This is a genomic window from Paenibacillus sp. Z3-2 (genome assembly GCF_054161325.1).
On sequence record NZ_CP096397.1, the window covers coordinates 5,341,777 to 5,365,681 of the forward strand.

Genomic DNA, 23,905 nt, shown 5'->3' on the forward strand with positions numbered 1-23,905 from the left:
TTATATAGTTCGAAATATTTCAAACAGGTTTACCGCAGTAGCACGGTTTGTATTTCGTAAGGTTTAAAAGACAATGTAATTTGGCCATTCGTGTCGGCCAGTGGTTTGATCGGTTCTTCCAGTGCATTAGAGTGATATGCCTGCTCAAAGGCATGCGGCCATTGCAACGTAATGTTTTCGCGTTTGCCTGACGATTCATAGAACCGAAGTACGGTGCCGTGCCCATCCTCTGCCATTTTGACTGTATCCAGAATGACATGGTTACTATCAAAATCAATCCATGCTCCGGTTGCCGGGCGTACAGGTGCCACATTAGCAGTTGAATCTGCGGTTGGATCGTCACCAGCTCCTGCGCCATGTTGTACTTGATCCCTCTGTTGCATCTGACCCTTTTGTTGCACTTGTTTCACCTGCTGTACCGTCACTTCATGATTCAGTTCGGCGGCCTGACGTACAGTGTGTGCAGTTCGCCAGTCACCGTCGTGTGGGTACAGAGAATATGTGAATTCATGTTCTCCCAGATCAGCGGTGCGATCAGGCCATTTGGGTGCACGCAATAAGGACAAACGAATGGTGCTTCCCTGTACGTCGTACCCGTATTTGCAATCATTGAGCAGGCTCACACCGTATCCATATTCGGATACATCCGCGAAGCGATGTCCACAGACTTCATACTGGGCTTGTTCCCAGCTTGTGTTGCGATGCGTTGGGCGTTCCAGTGCACCGAATGGAATCTCGAATGTGGCCTTGGAGGTCACCACATCGATGGGGAAACCGACTTTCAGAAGCTTGTGATCTTCATTCCAGTTCACCTGTGTCTTAAAATCAATTCGCCGTGAATCATGGTAAAAGATGATATCTTGCGTGATCACCGATTGATTAAGCTTCCAGCGGAAGCGCAGGACATCCTTTGTTGTGCCCGCCAGCACCAACTTTTTCTCCAATAGTTCCACTTCACCAGCAATCTGTTCTTCATAACGACTGTCGATATCCCATGCATCCCAGAGCGTCGGACGGTCGTGGAAGAAGTGGAGCTGATTGCCCCGTTCACCCGGCTTCAGCATCTCACGCTCCGCGCTCTTATCCCACAGACGAGTGATCTCTCCCCGTTCGTTAAACTGCACATGATAAAAGGCGGTGTCCCATGTATCATTGAAGGTTGGTTTCGCGGCAAGGTTGGCCGTTTCCCGTACATTCGTTTCCCTTGTATTTTCCGGTACCAGCCAAATCGTCTGATATCCAAATGCCGGAATGTCCGTCACGAGAATAGACATGCTACCATCCTCCCGATCCATCCGCAGGCGCTGACCTTCTTCATCAATGCCGTAGCGATCCAAGCCATCATGCACAGGAAGCTGAACGACTGCACTGCGTTTCCAGCCCAGGCTGTTGAACACAACATAGGCCACTGAACCTTCTGGGCCTTGCGTGTTGATGCCCGTTGTCAGTGTTGCTATACCTTGCTCCAGTCCGGTTCTACCCAACTCAAATACTTGTACATATTCCGCATCCGACGTCACGTACGACTCCGTAATTGCCGAGCCCGGAATAATATCATGGAATTGATTCAGCAAAATTAGTTTCCAGCCGTCATGCAGATTCGAACGCACGCCAGCTTCTGCATCCGTCCCCATCTCAGGCAGAGCGAGTGTATTCCACAACTCAGCTTCACGATATAGAACCTCCGCTTTCCGATTGTTACGTTTGTTGCGTGCATGTGTCGTGTAGGTTCCCCGATGTAACTCCAGGTACAGATCACCATGCCACTTCGGAAGCACAGGTTGCTCCTTTTCAATTCCGGCAAAGAAAGCTCCCGCCGTACTATAACGACTCGCAGGCTGTCCTACCATCAGGTCTGCGCGATCCACATACTCCAGCATCTCGCGTGTTACTCCACCGCCGCCATCTCCGTGTCCGTACAGAAGCATGTGCTCCGGATGAGCCGCCTTTTCACGATAGGACTGCCAGTGATCATGAATGTCCTTCGGCAAGGTATGCTCGTTGACACCATGATTGAGGTAGGACAGGATAGGTGTGCCGTCAATCCCCACCCAGTGAAACAGATCATATGGAAACACATTCGTGTCGTTCCATCCAAGCTTCGTCGTCATGAAATATTCCACATTGCCATGCTTCAAAATCTGTGGCAGGGAAGCACAGTACCCGAATGTATCCGGCAACCATTCAATCTGTGATGTCTTGCCGAACTCCTCCATATAGAAACGCTGACCATACAACATCTGGCGAATCAGGGACTCCCCGCTCGGGATGTTCAGATCCGGCTCAACCCACATGCCGCCAACCAGTTCCCAGCGGCCTTCTGCAATCCGCTGCTTCACTCGTGCATACAGTTCGGGATCATGTTCCTTCAAAAATGCATATAATAAGGGCTGACTCTGGGAATAGACATAATCGGGATATTCATTCATGAGTGCATCTACGGTGGAGAAGGTACGGCTCGTCTTACGTACGGTCTCGCGCACAGGCCACAGCCAGGCAATATCGATATGGGACTGTCCCACCATATGCTCCAGACCTTCTGCGTTGCCGCCAATCTCACGCACATGATGCTTCAGATTATTTTCAATCTGGCGAATACCTTCTCCCTGCTTAATCTCTTCTGCTGACATGCCTACAAATTGATCCATCGCACGATACACCAGTTCTAACAGGCGAACCCGTCTGAAATCACTTTCCGGCAGCAGCACAGCCGAATCACGTACAATGATGACCGTATACATGAGACTGCGAACCGCTTCATTTGGTCTTACCAGCAGGCTCGTAATTGATGTGATCGGCGGCTGAATAACGGCCTGTTGATTCAACGGGTCTACAGGTTCAGGTACCGGATCGAACATCTCAATCTCCAGTTCCGGATGGGTTCCAACTTTGGACGGATCAAGCGTGACGTAGGTGTGATTGCGGTCCAGACCCTGATAAGAGTGTCCATTCACCCGCAGCAAGCCTTCTCCCCCTGTTTCAAATACAAGCCCATAAGGCGCTTGCTGCCATGTAGCAGGGATCTCCAAACGCGTTCGAAAGAAGTAGGTCGTTCCCTGTTTGCTCGGAAAACGCTCAAAATTCTGACCTTCCGGGTATTCACCCTGATCCTCATACTGTCCTGGCACGTTATAATAAGCGCGGGTAATGTCCCAGCTGCTCAGCTGCAATTGCTCCAGCCACTGATGTTCGGACAACTCGCGAATAAATCGTCTGATACGTTCCAACGTCTTACGCCTCCCTTACGGTCAGTTCGGCCATTTGCGTATCGTTTACGCTGCTGCCGATATGAATATGGAATTGTCCTGGTTCAACGACAGGTTTCAAGTTCCGTCCGATATACTGCAGCTGCTCTGCCCCGATGTGGAACTCCACGGTCCGTGTTTCTCCAGGCTCCAGGCTCACTTTCGCAAACCCCTTCAGCTCCTTGGCGGGACGAGTCAGCGAGCTGACCACGTCAGAGATATACATTTGTACAACTTCTGCACCTGCATAACGGCCAGTGTTGGTGACATTCACTGATACGGTAACTGAATCAACAGTTGTCATGGATGCAGCACTTAGCTTGGGTTCACTGTACTCATATGTGGTATAACTCTGTCCATATCCGAACGGATAACGAGGCTCCAGATCCTCTTCGAGGTATCGCTTGCCCCGGGAACGTTTGCCGTTGTAGTAGATCGGTAATTGACCGACATGCTTCGGAATGGAGATCGTCAATTTGCCCGATGGGTTGACGTCACCGAACAGAATATCTGCAATGGCATGCCCGCCCTCTTGGCCCGGGTACCACGCCTCCAAAATCGCATCGGCATGTTCATCTACCCAAGGTTCAGTGATGGGACGACCATTGATGTAGACAACGACAAGCTTCTTGCCAAGCTTGTGAATCTCCTGAATGAGTTCCAACTGTACGCCGGCAAGCCCCAATGTCATACGGTCGATCCCTTCGCCGCACTCCATATCATTCCAGGAGTTATCCGACACATTGGAAGCACCCGTCTTCAGATCGATCGTTCCTTCTCCAAAGTCACGTGCACTGGAGCCGCCAACCACCATAATGACTGTATCTGCCTGGCTGGCAACTTCGATTGCACGCTCGAATCCTTCTTTTGAATCCCCTTTAATCCGGCAACCTGGTGCATAGAGCACCTGCTCCACTTGGTCAGCCAGTTTACTGCGAATGCCATCCAGCACGGTTGCCACTTTGGATTTAGGTTGTGGTGATGTGTAATCGCCGAGCTGATTGTACGCTTGATCCGCATTTGGGCCGATTACGGCAATTCGCCCAGCTGTTGCTGGGGATAGAGGTAGCGTTTCAGCCTCATTTTTGAGAAGAACAACCCCTTCCGCCGCCAACTGGCGCGCCAACTGAACATGTGCTTCACTGCCAATCACTTCTGCTGCACGATCCGCATCCACATAAGGCTGTTCGAATAAGCCCAATCTGAACTTCAAGACCAGTACGCGAGAGACCGCCTGATCCAGAACCTGCACATCAAGCTGGCTTTCTGCCACTGCCTGTACCAGATATTGCCCGAACATCTCACCGGACATTTCCATATCAATACCTGCCTGAATCGCCTGTACGGAAGCTTCCATTCCATCTGCCGCGACATCATGCCCACTGGCTAGCATGTTGATCGCACCGCAATCCGTAATGACCAAACCGTCAAAGCCCCAATCCTTACGCAAAACATCTTCCAGCAATTCCGTATTCACGGTGCAGGGCGTGCCATCAATTTCGTTATATGCCGGCATGATCGATGCCGCGCCAGCTTCCACCGCTTTGCGGAATGGATACAGATCCACCTCCAGCAGTTCACGCCAGCCCATATGCACAGGTCCTGCATTGCGTCCACCTTCCGAGCTGCCGTAACCAACAAAATGTTTCAACGTTGCCGCTACTGCATCTCCACGGTCAAGACTTTCACCCTGAAGTCCTTCCACGGAGGCAACTGCCAGTTCCCCAATGAGATACGGATCTTCACCAAAACATTCCTCCGTACGTCCCCAGCGCGGATCACGCACAACATCCAGTACCGGAGAATAGGTGACCGCACCACCTTGGGCACGTGTCTCCCGTGCCACTGCCTGGCACATCTCCCGGTACAGATCCACATTCCAGGTGCTCCCCAGTAAAAGGGGGACAGGATAGACCGTTCCGTCAATGGCCATATGACCATGCGAGCACTCTTCTCCGATTAAGATGGGAATCCCAAGTCTGGAATGCTCCACCGCATAGCGTTGAATCAGATTGACCGCCTCTGCGCCTTCTCTGGCAGATAATCCATTTTCCAGCGTAACGCCAGTCCAAGGATCTGCACGAAGCGCACCATAGAGGGAGCCGATGCCTCCGTTCTCGACTTGCTCTTTGAAAGAATCATTAAGCGTAATGTTCCCTTGATCATTCGTATATGTTTGCCAACCAAAGGGCTGAGTAAGTTGGCCTACCTTTTCTTCCGTAGTCATCAGGCTCAGCAGATGCTGTACCCGTTCCTCTACGGATTTGCTCTTGTCCTTGTAAGTCATCAATCTGCATCTCTCCAATCCTATAGCGTGATCCGGTTATTCTTTGACCGCTCCCACCGTCAGACCCTGTACGAAATAGCGCTGGAAGAACGGATAAGCGAATATAATCGGCAACGTGGCAAGCACAACCATCGCCATTCGGGACGTATCCTGCGGAATGGACTGCATGGCTGCTAGACTCATCGAACTGTTAGCAGAGTTCTGTTGAATAAACTGGATGCTCGACTCAATCCGCATCAGCATAGATTGCAGGGGCACCAGATTGGGATTATCAATATATAAGAGTGCGTTGAACCAGTCATTCCAGTAACCGAGTGTACTGAACAACCCGATGGTTGCAAGTCCCGGCAAGGAGAGTGGAATCACTATTTTCATAAAGGTATAGAATTCTCCCGCGCCATCAATTCTTGCCGACTCAATGACCGCATCCGGTACACTGGTCGAGTAGAACGTACGCAGAATCATAATGTAGAAGGCATTCATTGCCAGCGGCAAAATCAGTGCCCATACGGTATCTTTCAATCCAAGCAGCTGGGATACAACCATATAAGTTGGAATCATCCCGCCGTTGAATAACATGGTCAGAATGGCAAAGATGGAGAAAAATCTCCGATATCTGAAGCTCTTACGGGAAATCGCGTACGCGTACAGCGACATGAGAATCAGACTGATAATAGTACCGAGTACCGTCACCAGAATGGTAACCCCATACGCCCGCAGCAGCGTGTCCCCACTCTGCCAGACAAACTGATATGCCGCGAGACTCCATTCTGCCGGAATCAGACGATATCCATCACGGGCCAGTGCTTTCTCGTCCGTAAACGAGATGATGACTACAAATATAAAAGGAAATACACAGATCAGAGCGAATAGACCGGCGATGATGTTCATAATCACGTTCCAGCCGCTGGATACGTGGTGGAAGTCGCGTTTTTTAACGAGCCCTGCTTGAGCCATAGTGGTTCACTCCTTTCCCTTGTCCTAGAATAGGCTGCTGTCTTTATCGACTTTGCGCACAACATAATTGGAGATAATGACGAGTACAAAGCCCACCACGGATTGATATAATCCCGCAGCTGTACTCATGCCAATCTCACCGCTTGTTTTCAAACCACGATATACATACGTATCAATAACATTCGTAACGGAATAGAGCGTACCCGAATCCCTTGGCACCTGATAGAACAGTCCAAAGTCGGCATAGAAAATGCGGCCTACAGCCAGCAAGGTCATGATTGTAATGATGGGCGACAATAACGGAATCGTAATGTTGCGAATCTGCTGCCATTTGCTTGCTCCATCGATCATGGCTGCTTCATACAGCGATTTATCAATCCCCAGAATGGAAGCCAGATAGACGATGCTGTTGTAACCAATTGTTTTCCATAGTGCAACAAAAATCAGAATATACGGCCAATATTTCGCCTCAGAGTACCACTGAATTGGTTCCATCCCGAACCAGCCAATGATCTGATTCAACATACCGCGGTCCATGCTCAGGAAGCTGAAAGCGAAGTATCCAACGATAACCCAGGATAAGAAGTATGGCAGAAACATACCCGTTTGATATATTTTGGCGAGTCGTTTATTGATCAGTTCCGAGAGCAGAATCGCCAATGCTACAGCGAATACGAGTCCCAGGAAGATAATGGCGATGTTATAAAAAAGGGTATTGCGCGTAATTAGCCATGCATCACTTGTGCTGAACAGGAATTTGAAATTGTCCCAGCCTACCCATTCACTCTTCATCAGACTTGCCCAGAACCCTTCGCGGCTGAATCGATATTCCTTAAAGGCAGCCACGGTGCCCACGAGCGGCAAGTAGGAGAAGAAGAAGAACCAGATGGCGCCTGGCAGCACCATGAGCAGCATGACTCGGTTTCTAATCAGGTTTTTCAAAAATGTAGTCATTGTGGAGATCCTCCTTCAGGCTTGAATGAAAAAGGACCGGACGCGATAAGCAGCCGCCCGATCCTTACGATGTATCGTTACTTGTTTTCCGCTCTCCAGGCATCCAGTTGGCTTTGGGCTTCAGCCATTACTTTCTCCAGTCCGGCTTGATTGAACTTCTCAATCACTTGATCCAGATTGGTCGCCGGGTCCAGTGTACCTGTCATCAGTGCTGCCCAATATTGCTCTTTCACGTTCTGTACCGCCGTCAGTTCGGAAGATACATTGCTTGCATCGAAGTTGAAGCTGAGGATTGGAGAATTGACACCTTCAGCGTTAAACTTCTTGAACTCATCCCATTTGTTGTCCGGGTCATTGCTGTTCAGGAAGAGCAGCATGTTGTTCCCCAGGGAGTATGAAGGCATATCGTAGTTCTTCGATTCAGGCAGATTTTCCATATGCGTGTCATCCACTTTTTTGTAGTGTGTACCCTCGATACCGGAATCCACCATATTACGCAGCACAGGATCTGTATTCAGCAGGTTCAGGAATTCCATCGCTTTCTCCGGATATTCCGAGTTGGCCGAGATCGCCATGATGGAGCCTTGTACAGAAGTATTTGTGATGATCGCATCACTGGCTGGGGTCGAAACGACCTCATAACCGTAACTTGCAGACCATTGATTATCCGCGAGCGGCTGGGTCTGTGCACGATCCAGGAACCAGTTGCCCGATGTTGTCAGGTCGTTCGTGGAACCTGTTGTTGCCGCTTCTGCCGATACATAACCGGCTTTGTAATATTTGTGCATCGTGGTGAGTGCTTCTTTCATCTCAGGCGTTTCCAGTATGTTCACGAGTTTATAGTCTGTCGTATCCAGTTTGATTGCCATCGGCAGGTTCTGGATGACATAGTCATAAGGCACGTAAGGAACATAGTTCTTATCCATGGCAAATGGCGTTACACTCGCCTCGTTTTCCTTGATCGTTTTGAGCAAAGGCTCCAGACTGTCTAACGTACGGACGCCAGAGATGTCCAACTTGTATTTATCAACCAGCATTTGGTTAAACCGCCATACCTCTTGTTGAGGTAACTCTTTGTTGGCTGGAATTCCGTAATTGTGTCCGTCTACCTTCGAACCGCTGAGGAACGCAGGATCAATGGTCTTGGTGAGATCCTGACCGTATTCAGCAAGCAAGTCATCCAGTTCGAGGAATGCGCCTTTTCTGGCATTTTGTACATAGTCGAATCCACCAGATGAAGTGAATAGAATATCCATTGGCTCACCGGAAGCTACGTTAACCTGCATCTTCTGTGGGTAGTCACCCCAGTCAACCATTTTCATCGTCACCGTGGCATTAATTTTCTCTTTGGTATACTTGCTGACTTCTTCCATCACTTTATTGACGTCTTTCTGAGGGGTACCGATGGTATACCAGATCAACTCGACCGCGTCATCTCCCGCTCCCCCGGACTCTGAAGCATTTTTGCTTCCTCCACAGGCACTAAGAACAAGTGTAACGGCCATTAACAATGCAAGAACGAGCGAGAAGCGTTTTCTTTGTTTACTCATTTCTTTGATCCTCCCTTTTCGTGTTCCCTTAGTCTCTACAAACTAACTGCTTTAACCTTATCGAATGAAAGCATTTACAAAAAGAAGATAAACTTAAGTTTTCGAGGTACAAATTAAAGGGAAATCGTCCTTGAGGATTAATTTTATCCCTGTTTCGATAAATCGCTTACATGAAAGAGACATGCCGGGTAACCTATGGCACACAATCTCATTACATGCCACTCTTGTTCCCAGTATGTCTCTTGTATTTTAGTCCGCAGAACTAACTCTCCAGCCACAACATCAACCAAACACCTTGAAATCAGTCGGTGAAATCCCCACATACTTACGGAACTGCTTATAGAAATACCCCGTCTCCCAATACCCCACATTTCGGGCGATCTCATGTACCTTTAGATTGGAATTACGCAATTGCTCCTTTGCACGTTCAATCCGGTATTTGTTGATGTATTCGGCAAACGTCTCCCCGGTCTCCTTATGGAACAATTGTCCCAAATACACCGGATGCAGATGATAGTGGGCTCCCAGCAGCTTCAGAGAGAGCTCTTCTGCGTAATGTTTGTCGATATGTTGAAGCACTTGGTTCACAATCGGATTCTTCAAATCCTGCAATAGGGATTGAATGGTCTGCGCCCCAACCTGTTGAAGCGCCAGCACGAGTTCATCAAAAGTTCCACTGTCCAGGACAAGTTGAAGTCCTTGTTGGTATATGGCAGACTCATCCGAATGTTTGATGCCCTCCAGTTCCATTTTGAAGCGAATCACAACTTCCAATGCGGTATTCTGCAGCTCCCCAGGCGTAAGCCCATCCCGATGCTGTTCAAAATCCATGCGAATCTGGTCGGCAAGTTGTTCTGTATTACGGGACAGAATGAGTTTGGCGTACTCCCTCCAATCAATAAAGAAGGTCGCCGTTGAACTTCCGCGCCTTTCCAGTATGGCATGGTCGATTACTTTAAGTTCGGGATAAATCATCACATACTGGAGTGCTTTTTTGGCCTCAGCATAACTGGTTGGCGCCTGGTACAGCCCCTTCATCAACCTGCCTGCTCCAATGCGTACCGCAGGATGGGTTACTGTTATCGCATCAGATAATGCCTGAAGGCCATCCATTAACTTCTGTTCTTCGTCGCGAGTACCATGAATGTTGGCAATAATGACAATATCTCCATCGATATCATGAAATACGTTCAGATGGGGTCTGTCTCTCAGCATCCCCTCGACGCGTTCAAACATGCCAGCTGTCTGCCCTTTGTCCCGCAAGACGGCCACAGCAACGTCGGGTGCATCCAGCGAAAGGTTCATAAACTGGGCGCGTTCTTCAAATTCAGTAGCTGCAATCTGTCCCGTAAGCCATCGGTGAAGAATGTTATCTTTCAGAATCTGGATGCCATAAGCATCATCGGTTTGAGGTGATACCGTATGATCCAGCTTGGACGCCGTGTTGCTCAGCGTGGATTCCAGTTCCCCCACATTAATCGGTTTGAGGAGATAATTTTCGATCCCCAGCTGCATGCCTTCCTTCAGATATTCGAACTCATTGAAACCACTCAGGATAATGACCTTAATCTCAGGTTGCACTCGCCTTGCTTCCCGAATCAGATCGAGACCATTCATGAGTGGCATGGATATATCCGTAATCAGAATGTCTACAGGCTGAGAAGAGAGCGTATGTAAAGCCGCCTGCCCATTGCCCGCATGACTCACAATTTCCATTCCAAACGAAGACCAGTCCACAATATCGTATAAGCCCTCAATGATGAATGGCTCATCGTCCACAATAAACACCTTATACATGTTAAACACCTGTCCCTTCTGTATGTGGATAACGCACCCTGATCCGTGTTCCTTCTCCGAGGGTGCTCTCTATGGTAATGCCGAACTCTGGTCCGTACAGGAAACGTAATCGACTATGAACACTGCGCAGCCCGAACATCTGACCGGACTCTTCGGGACGTTCCAGTTCTTCAAGAATTTCCGTCAGGCGTGCCGGTTCAATGCCTTTACCATTATCTCTGACCTCCACCTGTACCACATCATCTGTCTCTTCCACAACAATGGATAATCGGTTATCCGAACGTTCTGTCTGAATGCCGTGTACGACATAATTCTCAATGATGGGTTGCAGCGAAAGTTTCACCACAGGGTGTTGGTAATAGGCAGCATCGATCTGGATCGTATAGATGAAAATGTCCTTGTAGCGTATTCGGAATAACTCCAGATACAAACGGCATGCTTCCATCTCATCCTTCAGTGTATAGTTTTTCTTCTGCTGTACCAGGCTCTTGAACAAAACAGATAGGCTGTAGATCATCTCGCCGACATCCCTGGCCCCCTGAGATATCGCCCTCATCCGAATAACTTCAAGCGTATTATAGAGAAAGTGCGGGTTGATGCGCGCCTGTAATGCAACCAGTTCGGTCTCCTTCTGTTTGATCTCGGCTTTGTAGACCCGTTCAATATACAGATTCAGCTCGTCCAGCATATCGTTGAAGCTATGGGAGATCTGCCCCAGTTCATCATCACGCGGATCGTCGATGCGAGCCGTTAAGTTGCCGTACTTTACTTTTTGGGTGAAGCGAATAATTCGACGGGTTCGTTTGGCAAAGTTAATAATGAAAAACGCCGGAACCAGCACGGCAAACAATATACATACAATACTAATGGAGATGATGGTATTGCGAATACCCGCATAGGTTTCAGCCATCTCTTCTACCGGAACGGTCCCAATGACCACATAACCCTGATCTGCGGAGACGAACTTGTTCACGTACATGTTCTGCTCCTTTTTCATCGAATCCATATTGGTCTGATCAAACAGGGAATCGGCCACATTCACGTAGGGATACTTCTTCCCGTAATAATGATTGTTGGAGTCAAATAACACTGTCCCTTTCGCTGATAACACCACGATTTCTCCCTTGAGATTACTCTCGTAGTTATCCAGCGCGTTACCGATTCCCTCCGAGTCAAAGAAGACGAGAAACTGGCCCAGATTCCGAAGAGTCTGTGTATTGTTAATCGGTACGCGGATGGAGTAGAGCGCTGGGTCCCATTGATTGATCTCTTTGCGTATCCAGTAGTTGGGTGCACTGATATTGGGTGTTTCCATCGCCATCACGTCCGGAATATAGGAATGAGCCACATTGGTGTCCAGCTTGCGGAACTGCTTGTGTTGATTGAAGGTAGACAGATCCTGCTGCTCAGCGCTATATAACATGAGTTGGTTAATCTGCGAATTGCGATCCATAATGTTCTGAAAATGTTTCAATACATCGGCCGAATAGTCGTCCTGATTAGCGTAATATCCATTCGTCATGTGTTGAACATATTCAGCGTACGAGTGATTCATCAGATACGTAATGTTGGCGGAGAGTGCCTCATTCTGATGCATGTCCCTCACCATGTTTTGCACCGATTCATACTGCTGATGAATATAGCGATCCACATGTTCCATCGCTGCTTTTTGGATCGCCAGTTCCCGGCGAATCGTGGAGTCGGACACCGACAGGAAGGTGATATAAGACAACGTAATGATCGTGATAATTGATATCATCGAGAAGATCAGGAGCATTTTCATAAACATATTATTTTTGAAGAAATTATTGTAAACGCTAACAATTTTCAAGATGCATGTTCCCTCCAATGCTGTTTTCCTGACTATATAAGTTGAACTAAAGATTATTTACACTGACACTACGATGACAGAATAACCTTCCAATCGCTGTTATCCCCAGATTTTTTCGATTCCCTTTTCTTAAGGGAATATCCGGTGATAGCGTATGCTTCCGATGCAGCTTTCTTTCAGAAAGCTTTCAGGCGAACGCTTCGCTTCTTCAGGTTTTTTCTGTCCTCTCCGTTTTCGTGTAAATGATTAGTTTAACTTATATAGAATTATATCATTAGGCTTCTGACATTAACTTGTCACCTACAACTTTTCTTTAGTTTATATCTGTGTTTCTTTAATTTCACCCTATTTAAAAACGCTTTCATCCACTATCGTTAACCATAAGTTTAGCTTTGTGTAAAAGAATACCTTACATTCATTCCACTTGAAGGAGGAACAGCATGACACGCAAACTCAAACCAAAAGGCCTCATTCCCAAGGTCACTGCCATGGTCCTGACCACGGCTCTGCTTGGACAAGTTGTTGCATCATCCGTATACGCAGGAGACACGCTCCCTTACACTGGTGAAAGTGCCAAAGGGGTGAATCAGCCCTATCAGCACGGATATACTTCGACCCAGATTCTGAACTGGACACCGGAAAGTGATATCCATGGTGATCTGCTTCGTGCCCATGTTCCCTTGCAGCCCCGTAATGAAGCGTTCGCTGCCACCCAAGCTTATCCTGAGCTTAGTCCAGACACCCAACTGTTCACAATGAGTGGTGATTACGGCAATGCATTCTTTGATAGCACACCTTATACCAATGAATTCAGTCAGTATCTGTTTAATTATTGGCAGTATACAGACTACTACAGCTATTGGCACGGTATGGCCTCTGCAGGAGTACCGGAGGAGCTGTACGACCCGAGTAAGGAGTGGACGGAGAAATACTTCGAATTCGGCATTTTGAACATTCCGAATCCGGCCTACACCAATGCAGCCCACAAGAATGGCGTTAAGTCCATTGCCAATATCTTTTTCTCGGATAATGACCGTGGACCACAGACGTACAAACAAATGCTGATCCAGGATGAAAACGGTAATTTCCCTGTGGCCGAGAAATTGGCCGAGATGGCGAAGTACTACAACTTCGATGGATACTTTTTCAATCAGGAAGAGGTTGCCCGGGGTGTAGCCCCTGAGGATATCGCTTCCTACAAGAAATTCATGAAATATCTAAGAGATGAAGGCCTGTACGTTCAGTGGTATGACTCCACCATCAATACAACGGGCAAGATTCAATACCAGAACCAATTCAATGGGCTCAACAGCCCCTTTGTACAAGATTCCGTTCTCGGCAGAGTCTCGGATTCCATTTTCCTGAACTATGTATGGAACCACAAGATGCTCCGCGATTCCCGTGATCATGCCCTTAGCCTGGGACTGGATCCACTGGAAACCGTATTTGCTGGTGTCGAAGGTGGACATGACAAATTCGGCCGCTGGAAGCAGTCCTATGACCTGCGCCATAATCTGGATGAGAACGGTCAGCCCATGAACAGCATCGCGACACTGGGTGCCGATTTCACCCACAACGCTCTGGATGAAGAGATGGGCGATGGGAGCACGAATCATCGTGCGGAGGATGAGTACCAGTGGATGACCTTTGTACGTGATCGCGCCTGGTGGTCTGGTCCAAATCAGGACCCGACAGATGCACGTCGTAATGCGTCTGCCGATCTGTCAGATGTGTATGCTTCCGGTACGAATTGGGATGGAATCGCTGCGTATCTGACCGAACGCTCCGTCATCAACGGATCCAATTTTGCGACCAGCTTCAATACGGGCCACGGTCTGAAATATTATGAAGACGGCGCCGTCTCGAATGATAAAGAATGGTCGAATATCAACATTCAGGATATCCCTGTCACTTGGCAATGGTGGATGGATAGTAAAGGTGACAAGCTCAGTGTTGATTTTGACTACGGTCCATCTTATGAGAAAGGCGCAAGGTACAACTATGACTCCATTGGCGCATTCAATGGCGGCAGCTCTCTCGTGGTGAACGGTACACTGAACGCGGACAACTTCCTGCGCTTGTACAAGACCGATCTGTCCGTCAACGGACAATCGAAACTGGAACTGACGTATAACAAACCGTCGACTAGTGACGCTTCCTCCCTGCATGTTGGGTTGATCTTCGAAGATGATCCATCCAACGTGGTCAACGTAAATGTGCCTAATTCAGGCCAGCATACGGAAGGCTGGAAAACCGTTTCACTGGATTTGAGCGCCTATCAAGGCAAAACCATTGCTGCTTTGGGACTCTCCTTTGATCCGAACGGTAACGCAATTGAGAATTATCAGATGAATATTGGTGAGATCCGTATGTTCGACGGTTCAACGGCTGTACCGGAGGCACCTACCGGATTCCATATTGCCAAAGCACTGACCAACACCGACGAACTGGTTGTCGCATGGGACATGAAGGACTATTCAGAGGTCAAGCAATACAATTTATATGAAAATGGCGCCTATGTAGGTGGCGTGTATGATTCCACTTTTTATATCAAATCGCTAAAACAGCCGTCTGGTGAACTGTCTATACGTGCTGTTGGTGCAGATGGTACCGAGAGTGAAGCAACCGTCCTGCCTTACGACCTGAATGCATCCGTTCAGAATATTGATGTGAAATTCAAAAAGAATGGCGATGCTATTGTAAGCTGGAAAAACCCAAAGAAAGCGAAAGACTCGGGCAAAGACAAAGATAAAGACAAAGGTAAAGGCAATGAGTCGATTCAACTCACACTACAAACCGAATACACGAAAGAACCTTTCACTAAGTCGCTTCAGGTCAAAAAAGGAAAACAGTCTGCCGTCCTGACCGGACTTCCGACCAACGGTGAGCATTACGTGCTGAACATCGCCATTGCCGATCAGAACCCGGTGACCCATACCGGGCAGCTCGCAGATCTTCAGATTACACCATACGCCAAGGAAAAGGTGACGGTAAAAGATGGAAAGTACACACTTGCCCTGCCTGATCTGGAGGACTGGTACAAAATCTATGTTTATGAAAATGGGGTGCCACGCGAGTTCGGAGTCACTTATGTTTCGCAGAAATTCCCGTATATCATTCGGGGAAGAACAAAGTTGAGTGAACTGACCTTCACACCAGTCTCCAGCAACAGCTCTTTGAAGCTGGTCATTGAGGATTATGCAGGCAATCAAGCCACTACGATTTTGAAGTAACATTGCAAAGTATTTTTCGTGCACCCCTGTATAACCTATTAGCCACTTAGAGCTATTTTAGCTATTCGTCTTCACGTCGAAGAGAAGAGAACTGGACGTATCGCCGGATTACAGAGCACTTAGAGATTCAGGATGCAGAGTGGATGAGGGAGCATAGGTGAATTGGGACTACTGGATGGTCGGGGACGTTGGAAGCACGCTATGAATCAGGATCGATACCGCAAAACCTAAATATTTTGGTGTTCTTTTACTCGTTTTTCGAATGGGCTACTCGTATAAATCAAATAACCTCCGGTACTGTTACACCAGTGCCGGAGGTTATTAATCGTTTAATTGTTCAGTAGTAACTCAGTTTCTTCTACTCCAGAATAGACATACTTAATATTTTTCTTATTACCTACAATCCATGATATAAGGAACTCAGGTGCAGTATATTTACTTTGTGCCATTGACATGCCCGCTAAATCTTTTGTTACATTTAGAGTATAATTGTTGCCAGATGAAGAAACATCATGGTATTCAATCGTGTTGTCTGGATATAAAACCATAACTTTTAAATTGCTAACCTCTTTAAGATTAAACAATTGAAAGGTTACCGTTGCTTTATATATCTCACTTTCTTCATCATAGTTTTGTACGATTTGGCTATTATTCACAACTGCATCAAACCTTTCTGTTACATAGAAAACAGCTAAAACTACAAATAAGATAACAACGATAATAACAATTGACTTTCTTCTCACTAAACTTACACTTCCTCTCAACAGGAGTCTTATCATCATAATCCTATTTGCTTAGTTTATTTTCCAGCAACAGCCCATAGTACGTTAGTTGAAGGTTAGAGATATCTTCATAAGAATTATACAGACTATATCCATAATCAGTTCTAAAGTTTAATATGTTGTAATTCACCTCTGTGATACCCAAGTCACCCAAAATAAAATTTGCATAATAGTTTCCTAATAGATCTGAATGATCTGAATTCAAGTTAAAAGAGTACCCGTCCTTGTTTTTATACTTATCCATTATTTTTTGAAATAATGAAGGATTGTCTTTGCCTTCAAGGAAATAAGCTAACATAAATCCTGACATTGTCTTCATGTCTACAGTTACTTTCTCTAAATCATCTATCTTTAAAAGAATATCATTATTTATTTTAGTTAATTCACCGTTTACCGAGATATTATTTATCTTGTAGACTTCATACAAATCAACAAGCAATTGCGCTTCTTGCTCAACAGGAAGGACTGAAATTTCATTAAAATAATCATAAATGTTAATTTTATCATTTTCAAGGATAATACCAAAATCTTTAAGTGTATAAAAAATAGATAGTAGTGATGGTAATTTACTCACTTCCATAAAATCACTATTACTCTCTTGAAGATACAGATTTAAGATAGATTTCATTTCTTCTACTGACTGTTGCGGAGAAACAATGGAAGAAATAACGCTAGCATATTGAGTATCCTTAAGATTCGGATCACGCAATAATGATCGATTCCACAACAAATTTTCAGACCTCATTTGAAGAATAAACTCAGTAAACTTATCTCGATTAGCAATCAGGGACTCCTCAGGAAGAATTGAAAGTAACTCATATGTTAAGGATCCATCAGGATGTTGATTGTAATTTATCTGCTGTTCAATTATTGTTTTAAACCGATTAGTCACCTCTAAAGGTATGTCAAAATTAATGTTGAATTGTTTTGCAACAATGAGATGTAAGTATAGTTCATCTATATTTCCGTTAGTATTGAAATTCCATTTTTTTATTTTTTTGGTGTAATGATTGACTAAATCACGATATACTGTTTTATCAATTTTATCTTTACCATTAGATTCAAAAAGTATCATAGCATAGGATATCAATTTATTGTGCTGATCATTGAGTTTAATTGTTTGATCTATCTGTTTAGAAAGAAAATTAAAATTAAGGTCAAAAGGCTCAGATAATTCTTTTCGTAAACGTATGGAAATTAGTGTTGAGTCAGCTGAATCAAATGGTCCTTCATCAGGAAGAAAGAAGCCATTGTTATCTGTTTTACCATCTACATATTGCAATATTTCTTCTTTAAAATCGTTCGGAAAATCTAGACTTAGTCCATTGTAAATCACAGACATCGTCCAATAATTGTATAGTTTAAGTGACTGATCACTATTTTCTTTAAATTCTAATTTCAATAACTTTTCAAGATTTTCTTTTTGAGCTATATCAAGTTCCGGTTTAAACTCTAAGAACGACAAGGATTTTATATTCCATGCCGAGTTGCTCAGATCAATTTTCTCTTTTTCTTTTATTCTATATAATTTAGAAATATCATTATATCCACCAACCTTGTCTACCTGAGTATAAGATTTATTTAGGAAGCTCTTGGTTTGATTTAACCAAGCAACAGTTTTATTAGAAGTTTCATCCTCCAGATCAACTACTTCATTTTCTGATTTTTCATAACTACATCCAGATACTATTAATATACAAACCAGTAATATCAGTAATTTTCGCATTCACTTCAATCTCCTTAAGTAATAAAAGCTAGCGGTAATAAAAACCACTAGCTTATTTTCAAATATTAATAGTCAAAAGTATGAAAACTACCGCTACCCTGTGGAGCCGCTGTCATAGATGAAGAGGCCGAAGCTGCTCCCCATATACCAAAACCCCAATCATCTCCAGATATTGAAGCAATCGTTCCGTTTTGTACCCAATTACTTTCATGTGGATATTCTTTGTATACGGGTGGCCAAGCAGTAGTTAAGCCGTAAAGTCCCATTGTTGTGCTCACTTTAGCGCTTGAAAAGCCTGGTCTGGCCCAGCCGACAGTGGAGTAGTCCCACGAAGAATAAGTTGCATAATTGCTCCAATTGGTACTTGCTTGAATGCTAATTCCTTGGAAACCATATTGGTTTATGTAGGTTCGGGTTGTACCCTGAATTTCTCCTGACATAATACTAATTGACCCTTCAGGTGTACCCGGTCGTTGAAGTTCGCCACTTTTAATTGGTTCAGAACCTTCAAGTCCCAATTCCATTAATCTTTCTTGGTCTTTTTCAAGACGCTCTGCATGATTCTGAGCTTGTATTTCTTGTATTGCTGTTAGTGCCTCTTGGAATGTCACGTCCTCTTTAGCAGCGACATATTGTCCGCTAGAAGTCTCCTTAAGTACGTTATCCCAATTGTTCTCTCCACTGGATGCTTGTGCAGTTGAAAATGGCACAGCTAAAGCTAGAATCATAGAAACAGCTATAATTTTCTTTTTCATCTAAAAACCTCCAAATTTATTATTTATAACAATTTTTATTATGTACTATTTTCAAAAATATGTAAAGTAATAATTTTACATTTAATTTACTAATTAACTGATTAATATTGATACAATGAAGTAGATTTCACAATTAATAAAGCATTCTCTCACTTTTCAAGAAATTCAATAAAATTAATTATCATATTTCCCCATAATAATAATAAACAGTTGTGTGATCCATGTGTAATTTAGGAGGATTTTTAGTGAGGTTCTATACTTGAAACTGTACCTACGAATCTAGACATACTCGATTTGATGATTCCCGAATCAATACCAAATAACACTGTCCCTAGCTTTCAAGCATTAACTAATGTTACCTGGGATTTCGAGAAGATAGGGGATATGGATTCTCGCACTTGAAAGTATAATATCTCACCCATTCATACAGTTTATATGCGCTCAACAAATTCATGCGCGATGCCACTGATTTTCAAGGAGCATTTCAAGTATCGGAAGCTGAAGCTGCAAGGGATGTGGGTGCATTATTTAAAATCTAGGCTATGTTAAATTTTGATACTAGTATTTGACCATAACAAAACCGCCTCGAAAATAAATCATGATAAGATCCGTATACAACACTTTTTTACATAAAATATAAAAAATAATCCAATTTATTAATAGAGTACATTTACCATAGCTGTAATCACGTTAAAAAAAAGCCCGGTTCATCCCCCGGGCAACATACACTTACTTACTTATAGATTCAACCATCTTCTGATGCAATTCCTTCTCAGAACATTGAAAAATGCCATTAAAATCCTGAGGATTACGGATCAATTGATTTAACGGATCTATTCCATACTGTTGAACAACAAACTCCACGAATAGGTATGAGAACTGAAAACCCTTCATCGTATCGAAATCCCACGTATCATTATCTAATTGTTCGAACGTTGGGATTGCTAAATGTTGAATAGCCTCTTTCGTAGTACCTTCAATATAGTCCTGAGTCATCAGTTTGGCTTCATATCCACCAATCCCCTGCTTTATCCATTTTGGAGCCTTCGGATTGATTTCACTTATTAGCCACATGGTGAACAAATGAACTGTTCCTTTGAGAATTGATTGATAGGTATGCTCCGGTCCTGGATTTAATGGAGATACAATCTTAAGAATACTTCCTTCATAGGTACCCATGAACCAATTCGGAGCATCTGCTTCTCCGACCGCTTGGTGAAACGATGGCAGATCAGGATATACTTCAATAGTTACTTTTCGTGATGGATGATAATTGTACTTTAACGAGATTCGTTCAATATGATCACACTTAGTTCATTGAACAGATCATGGTGTCCCTTATTTAGCCGGTTATTTAAACCCTCGTTTTCACCCTTATTAACAATTGAAATCAAATCTTGAATATACATGATCGTAACGCCTCCCCATTCTTTCAGTTCCTTTTCAAGTTTTTCCAAAGCCCTGTAAAGTCTGTTTTTCACTGCACTTTCACGCATCCCTACGATCTTAGAAATTTCAAGCAATGTGCAGTCCACAAAAAAGCGTAATGCAATGATTTCTTGGTCCTTTCATCTAGCTTTTTTAGCGCAACTCCAATATCAATTCGAAAATCAACATACTTCGTAAATTCAAGGGAGATCGACTGTGATTCATGTCCCGTAAAATCAAACGGAGATTCTTTTTTTCCGATAACCTTCGATATTCGTTTTTCACTGTATTCTGAGCAATGTTGAATATCCACGTGAATAAATTTGATTTACCTTGAAATCGGTGAAGATTCTCGACAGCTTTTAAAAAAACCTGTTGAGTCAAATCATCTGCAACCATCGGATTCAACTTCAACGAAAAGTACTTACAGATTCTTTGACGATACAGCTCATAAGTCATTTCAAAGTTGGTGATACGTTCCTGTTTATCCGGATAAACAGGATTTGTGTCATGAGCTCCTGACATGGTAAGAACCTCCTCTTGATTTACATTGAATTAGACACCAGAGACAGTCAGAAGGCCACGTAAATGTAAAATAATTATGTATTCAACCTTTTTCAGGATTATGGTTTGCTCAACTACTTACTTACAGAACTAGGCAGATATAAACTCTAAGCAAACAAAAAAAGAATGTAAAAATGGAGCAGAGCCAACACAGCAAACTGCTCCAAGATGATGTTGATTGAACAAACGTTCCCCCTTAGCTTAATACATCAGGTGCAAAGTTTCATTTATTTACAGTTTCATTTACTAATTCATCATTCCAATGATTATCGGTATACCCACGGCTGTTGTTCCATTCTGCTAACATTTTTCTTTGTCTCAATTCTAAATCTCTGTAAGGGGTGCAACAAACTCGATGTCGTATAACAGATCATTATAAATAGGTAATTCGCTATTTGATTCCTTGAATTTTTTAAATGCACCTATATCCTTATCATTTGCAGCCCAAACCACTTTTTTAATCAAAGACAACACGATTGTACCTGTGCACATGGGACAAGGCTCACAGGTAGTATATAAGGTAAGTTCGTTCTTAGGAATAAATTTCTTGCTCTCAAGATGAAGTATCACAATTTCCAGCTTTTCTTATAGCGTCCACTTCGGCGTGAGCTGTAGAATCACAGCTTGAAAAAACTCTGTTCCTACCCCGGCTTACAACTGAACCATTTGCATCAACAATAATTGCACCGATAGGAAAAGTACCTTCATCTCTAGCCTTTTCTGCTTCTTCAAAAGCTAACAAAAGGTTTTCGTAATGTTTGTCCATCTTATACACATCCCATCTCAGTAATTCCCAATAATAGTATATTCCAGAAATATACTGCTACTCCTTCTCCCATAATGCTAATTTTTTCGATTATGCTACGTTAACCGCCCGTTAGCTTAAAGCGATCAAAGTATATGTCTATTCGACATTCAGTACATGTTCCTGTCCTCGGGGTTGGAAGCGTTCCCAGTCAGGATTCTCTTCTGGTATCCCCCCATTCATAAATAAAAGCCGGGTTTCTTCATAAAACGCTACTGACATACTGTTGTCAGTAGTGTTTTTGTATAGTCGGAGTAAGTAATCGTAAAGGAGTAGGAGATAAATGCGAAGTATTTTGGTTCAAAATGATACGATACGTTATATCACTTATTATGGGAAGGATGGTATCTCGTGAATTTTTCTTCTGTACCATTATTACCGACGACGTAGATCGTCTCATCGAGTTCTATGAGAAAATCACGGGTGTTTCGGCGGAACGCCCCGCGCCCGTCTTTGCCGAATTCGTTATGCCATCGTGCACTCTGGCGATCGGCCACTCCCAGACGGCGCAACTGTTCGGTGATGGTTCCGCAGTGGCGGCCGACAATCACACTGTCATTATCGAGTTCCGCGTCCATGATGTCGATGCCGAATACGAGCGTTTGAAGCCGTTTATCGACGAGTGGGTAAAGGAACCTACTACGATGCCGTGGGGGAACCGTGCCGTTCTGTTTCGCGATCCCGACGGTAACCTTGTTAACCTCTTCGCGCCGGTGACCGAGGAAGCAATCAAACGGTTCAGCGGTAGGCGTTGACGGACAGTTGAAGTCAGTGAGGCGAATTTCGTAATTAGCAATGTTACTGAAAGCATAAAGAGACCATAGCGACGAGCTATGGTCTCTTCATTATATCTAGGTTCTTCATTAATTATCGAGTAATGGATCTATTTCGCGATCTCACAGGTGCTGGCAACCTGTTTGTAATTGTGCTATCGTTTCTACGTTAGCTTAACGAAAAATAGAGCAGTTGCCAATTGCAAACTACTCTATCCGTTTTAAGTATATTCAAAGAAGAAGATGTTATGAAACAATCACAACTCATTTATTTTCCTTACTGCAAACCATAGTTCAACGAAATTAAGCCCGTCTTTACCTCCTGTAATTTCAAATTCCATCCCATCGACCTGTTCGTATCCAGCAGTAGGAAGCCATTCGGAGAAGAACCGTTTATATAATGTCTCAATTGTTTCATCAAATTTGTCCCATGTGAACGGATCAGAGGAAAAAATCGCCCATGTTTGAGCTGGTATTGTTATATTTGTGTACCCCTCAGTTTTACTTGAATCCCCTTTAAATGCGGACAGCATATAAGGAAAACTATCCTCATCTGTTTTTTTGTAGCTACAAACAGCATGTATTTTATGATAGTCCTGATTTAAAAACGTTGGTAGGTCTCCTGCATTGTCCGCAAGTCTTTCAACCTCGCCGTTAGCATGGCTTTGCTTCCATAATTCTGCTGGAGTATCTACTCCTTTTAATTGAAATATTTTTTCGATTCCGAATACTTGAAAGGATTCTTTTGTCTCAATACGATAGTTCATAGCCTTTTCCCCTTTAATTGAAATAAAGAAGGAAAGCCGAGGAAAGGCTTTGAGGGAAGTCCCTTCTTCTCGAGCCATTGCTGGATTAACACCATGCAACAATTGAAAAGCCCTTGCGAATGAAACTGGAGATTCATAACCATACTTTATAGCAATGTCAACAACTCTCAGATCACTATTCTGCAATTCAATTGCAGCGAGAGTAAGCCTTCTTCTCCTTATATATTCCGCAAGAGACACATCTGTAATGAATGAGAACATTCTCTGGAACTGATGTGAAGAACAACAAGCACATTGAGCAACTTCCTTCAATTCGATCTTTCCAGTTAGATTCAATTCGATGTAATCCAATGCTCGATTCATCCTCATAAGCCAATCCATCTGATCCCTCCTCTTAACAGAAGTATAGCTTTACTACGTTTTCATATCGCAACTATTTGTGCACAATCAA

17 protein-coding genes and 1 pseudogene are annotated in these 23,905 nt (G+C 44.2%); 2 read left to right on the forward strand and 16 right to left on the reverse strand.

Annotated features, from left to right (window positions below):
• Nucleotides 1-29: 29 nt before the first annotated feature.
• From M1D71_RS23880 to M1D71_RS23910, 7 genes are all read right to left on the reverse strand, one after another.
• Entirely contained in the window at nt 30-3,227 is a 3,198-nt protein-coding gene (locus M1D71_RS23880; protein ID WP_458123969.1) for an alpha-mannosidase, read from the reverse strand.
• 4 nt (nt 3,228-3,231) lie between these two features.
• Nucleotides 3,232-5,532, reverse strand: a complete 2,301-nt coding sequence (locus tag M1D71_RS23885) for a glycoside hydrolase family 3 N-terminal domain-containing protein (RefSeq protein ID WP_458127335.1) — start codon at nt 5,530-5,532, stop codon at nt 3,232-3,234.
• A 36-nt stretch (nt 5,533-5,568) separates the two neighbouring features.
• A complete protein-coding gene (locus M1D71_RS23890; RefSeq protein ID WP_458123970.1) occupies nt 5,569-6,489 on the reverse strand; it encodes a carbohydrate ABC transporter permease in 921 nt (306 codons plus the stop codon).
• Between the two features lie 24 nt (nt 6,490-6,513).
• Nucleotides 6,514-7,443 (reverse strand): ABC transporter permease, encoded by a 930-nt coding sequence (locus M1D71_RS23895; protein WP_145325134.1) that lies wholly within the window; start codon nt 7,441-7,443, stop codon nt 6,514-6,516.
• Between the two features lie 77 nt (nt 7,444-7,520).
• Nucleotides 7,521-8,993 carry an ABC transporter substrate-binding protein gene (locus tag M1D71_RS23900; RefSeq protein WP_458123971.1) on the reverse strand — a complete coding sequence of 491 codons (1,473 nt, stop codon included), beginning with the start codon at nt 8,991-8,993 and terminating at the stop codon, nt 7,521-7,523.
• Between the two features lie 282 nt (nt 8,994-9,275).
• Nucleotides 9,276-10,790, reverse strand: a complete 1,515-nt coding sequence (locus M1D71_RS23905) for a response regulator (RefSeq protein ID WP_458123972.1) — start codon at nt 10,788-10,790, stop codon at nt 9,276-9,278.
• A gap of 1 nt (nt 10,791) precedes the next feature.
• Entirely contained in the window at nt 10,792-12,621 is a 1,830-nt protein-coding gene (locus M1D71_RS23910; protein ID WP_458123973.1) for a sensor histidine kinase, read from the reverse strand.
• Between the two features lie 440 nt (nt 12,622-13,061).
• On the opposite strand from M1D71_RS23910, the gene M1D71_RS23915 reads away from it, so the two are divergent.
• The gene (locus M1D71_RS23915; RefSeq protein ID WP_458123974.1) at nt 13,062-15,854 is read left to right on the forward strand and encodes an endo-beta-N-acetylglucosaminidase; all 2,793 of its coding nucleotides are present in this window, start codon (nt 13,062-13,064) and stop codon (nt 15,852-15,854) included.
• A 329-nt stretch (nt 15,855-16,183) separates the two neighbouring features.
• Here the strand turns inward: M1D71_RS23915 and M1D71_RS23920 are convergent, their stop codons facing one another.
• The 8 genes from M1D71_RS23920 to M1D71_RS23955 all read right to left on the reverse strand — a co-directional run bounded on the left by M1D71_RS23920 (nt 16,184) and on the right by M1D71_RS23955 (nt 21,875).
• A complete protein-coding gene (locus tag M1D71_RS23920; protein WP_458123975.1) occupies nt 16,184-16,597 on the reverse strand; it encodes a hypothetical protein in 414 nt (137 codons plus the stop codon).
• 43 nt (nt 16,598-16,640) lie between these two features.
• Nucleotides 16,641-18,362: a hypothetical protein gene (locus M1D71_RS23925; protein ID WP_458123976.1), complete on the reverse strand. Its 1,722-nt coding sequence runs from the start codon at nt 18,360-18,362 to the stop codon at nt 16,641-16,643.
• 65 nt (nt 18,363-18,427) lie between these two features.
• Entirely contained in the window at nt 18,428-19,117 is a 690-nt protein-coding gene (locus M1D71_RS23930) for a hypothetical protein (RefSeq protein ID WP_458123977.1), read from the reverse strand.
• Nucleotides 19,118-19,846: 729 nt separating this feature from the next.
• Nucleotides 19,847-20,296 (reverse strand): hypothetical protein, encoded by a 450-nt coding sequence (locus M1D71_RS23935; protein ID WP_458123978.1) that lies wholly within the window; start codon nt 20,294-20,296, stop codon nt 19,847-19,849.
• A gap of 101 nt (nt 20,297-20,397) precedes the next feature.
• The gene (locus tag M1D71_RS23940; protein WP_458123979.1) at nt 20,398-20,652 is read right to left on the reverse strand and encodes a hypothetical protein; all 255 of its coding nucleotides are present in this window, start codon (nt 20,650-20,652) and stop codon (nt 20,398-20,400) included.
• Between the two features lie 46 nt (nt 20,653-20,698).
• Entirely contained in the window at nt 20,699-21,070 is a 372-nt protein-coding gene (locus M1D71_RS23945; protein WP_458123980.1) for an RNA polymerase sigma factor, read from the reverse strand.
• 363 nt (nt 21,071-21,433) lie between these two features.
• Nucleotides 21,434-21,601 (reverse strand): hypothetical protein, encoded by a 168-nt coding sequence (locus tag M1D71_RS23950; protein WP_458123981.1) that lies wholly within the window; start codon nt 21,599-21,601, stop codon nt 21,434-21,436.
• A 61-nt stretch (nt 21,602-21,662) separates the two neighbouring features.
• Nucleotides 21,663-21,875 carry a nucleoside deaminase gene (locus M1D71_RS23955; RefSeq protein ID WP_458123982.1) on the reverse strand — a complete coding sequence of 71 codons (213 nt, stop codon included), beginning with the start codon at nt 21,873-21,875 and terminating at the stop codon, nt 21,663-21,665.
• A gap of 390 nt (nt 21,876-22,265) precedes the next feature.
• Here M1D71_RS23955 and M1D71_RS23960 point away from each other — a divergent pair.
• Nucleotides 22,266-22,669 (forward strand): annotated as a pseudogene (locus M1D71_RS23960) (VOC family protein).
• A gap of 275 nt (nt 22,670-22,944) precedes the next feature.
• Here the strand turns inward: M1D71_RS23960 and M1D71_RS23965 are convergent.
• Nucleotides 22,945-23,835, reverse strand: coding sequence for an AraC family transcriptional regulator (locus M1D71_RS23965; protein ID WP_458123983.1), 891 nt, complete (start codon nt 23,833-23,835; stop codon nt 22,945-22,947).
• Nucleotides 23,836-23,905: the final 70 nt, after the last annotated feature.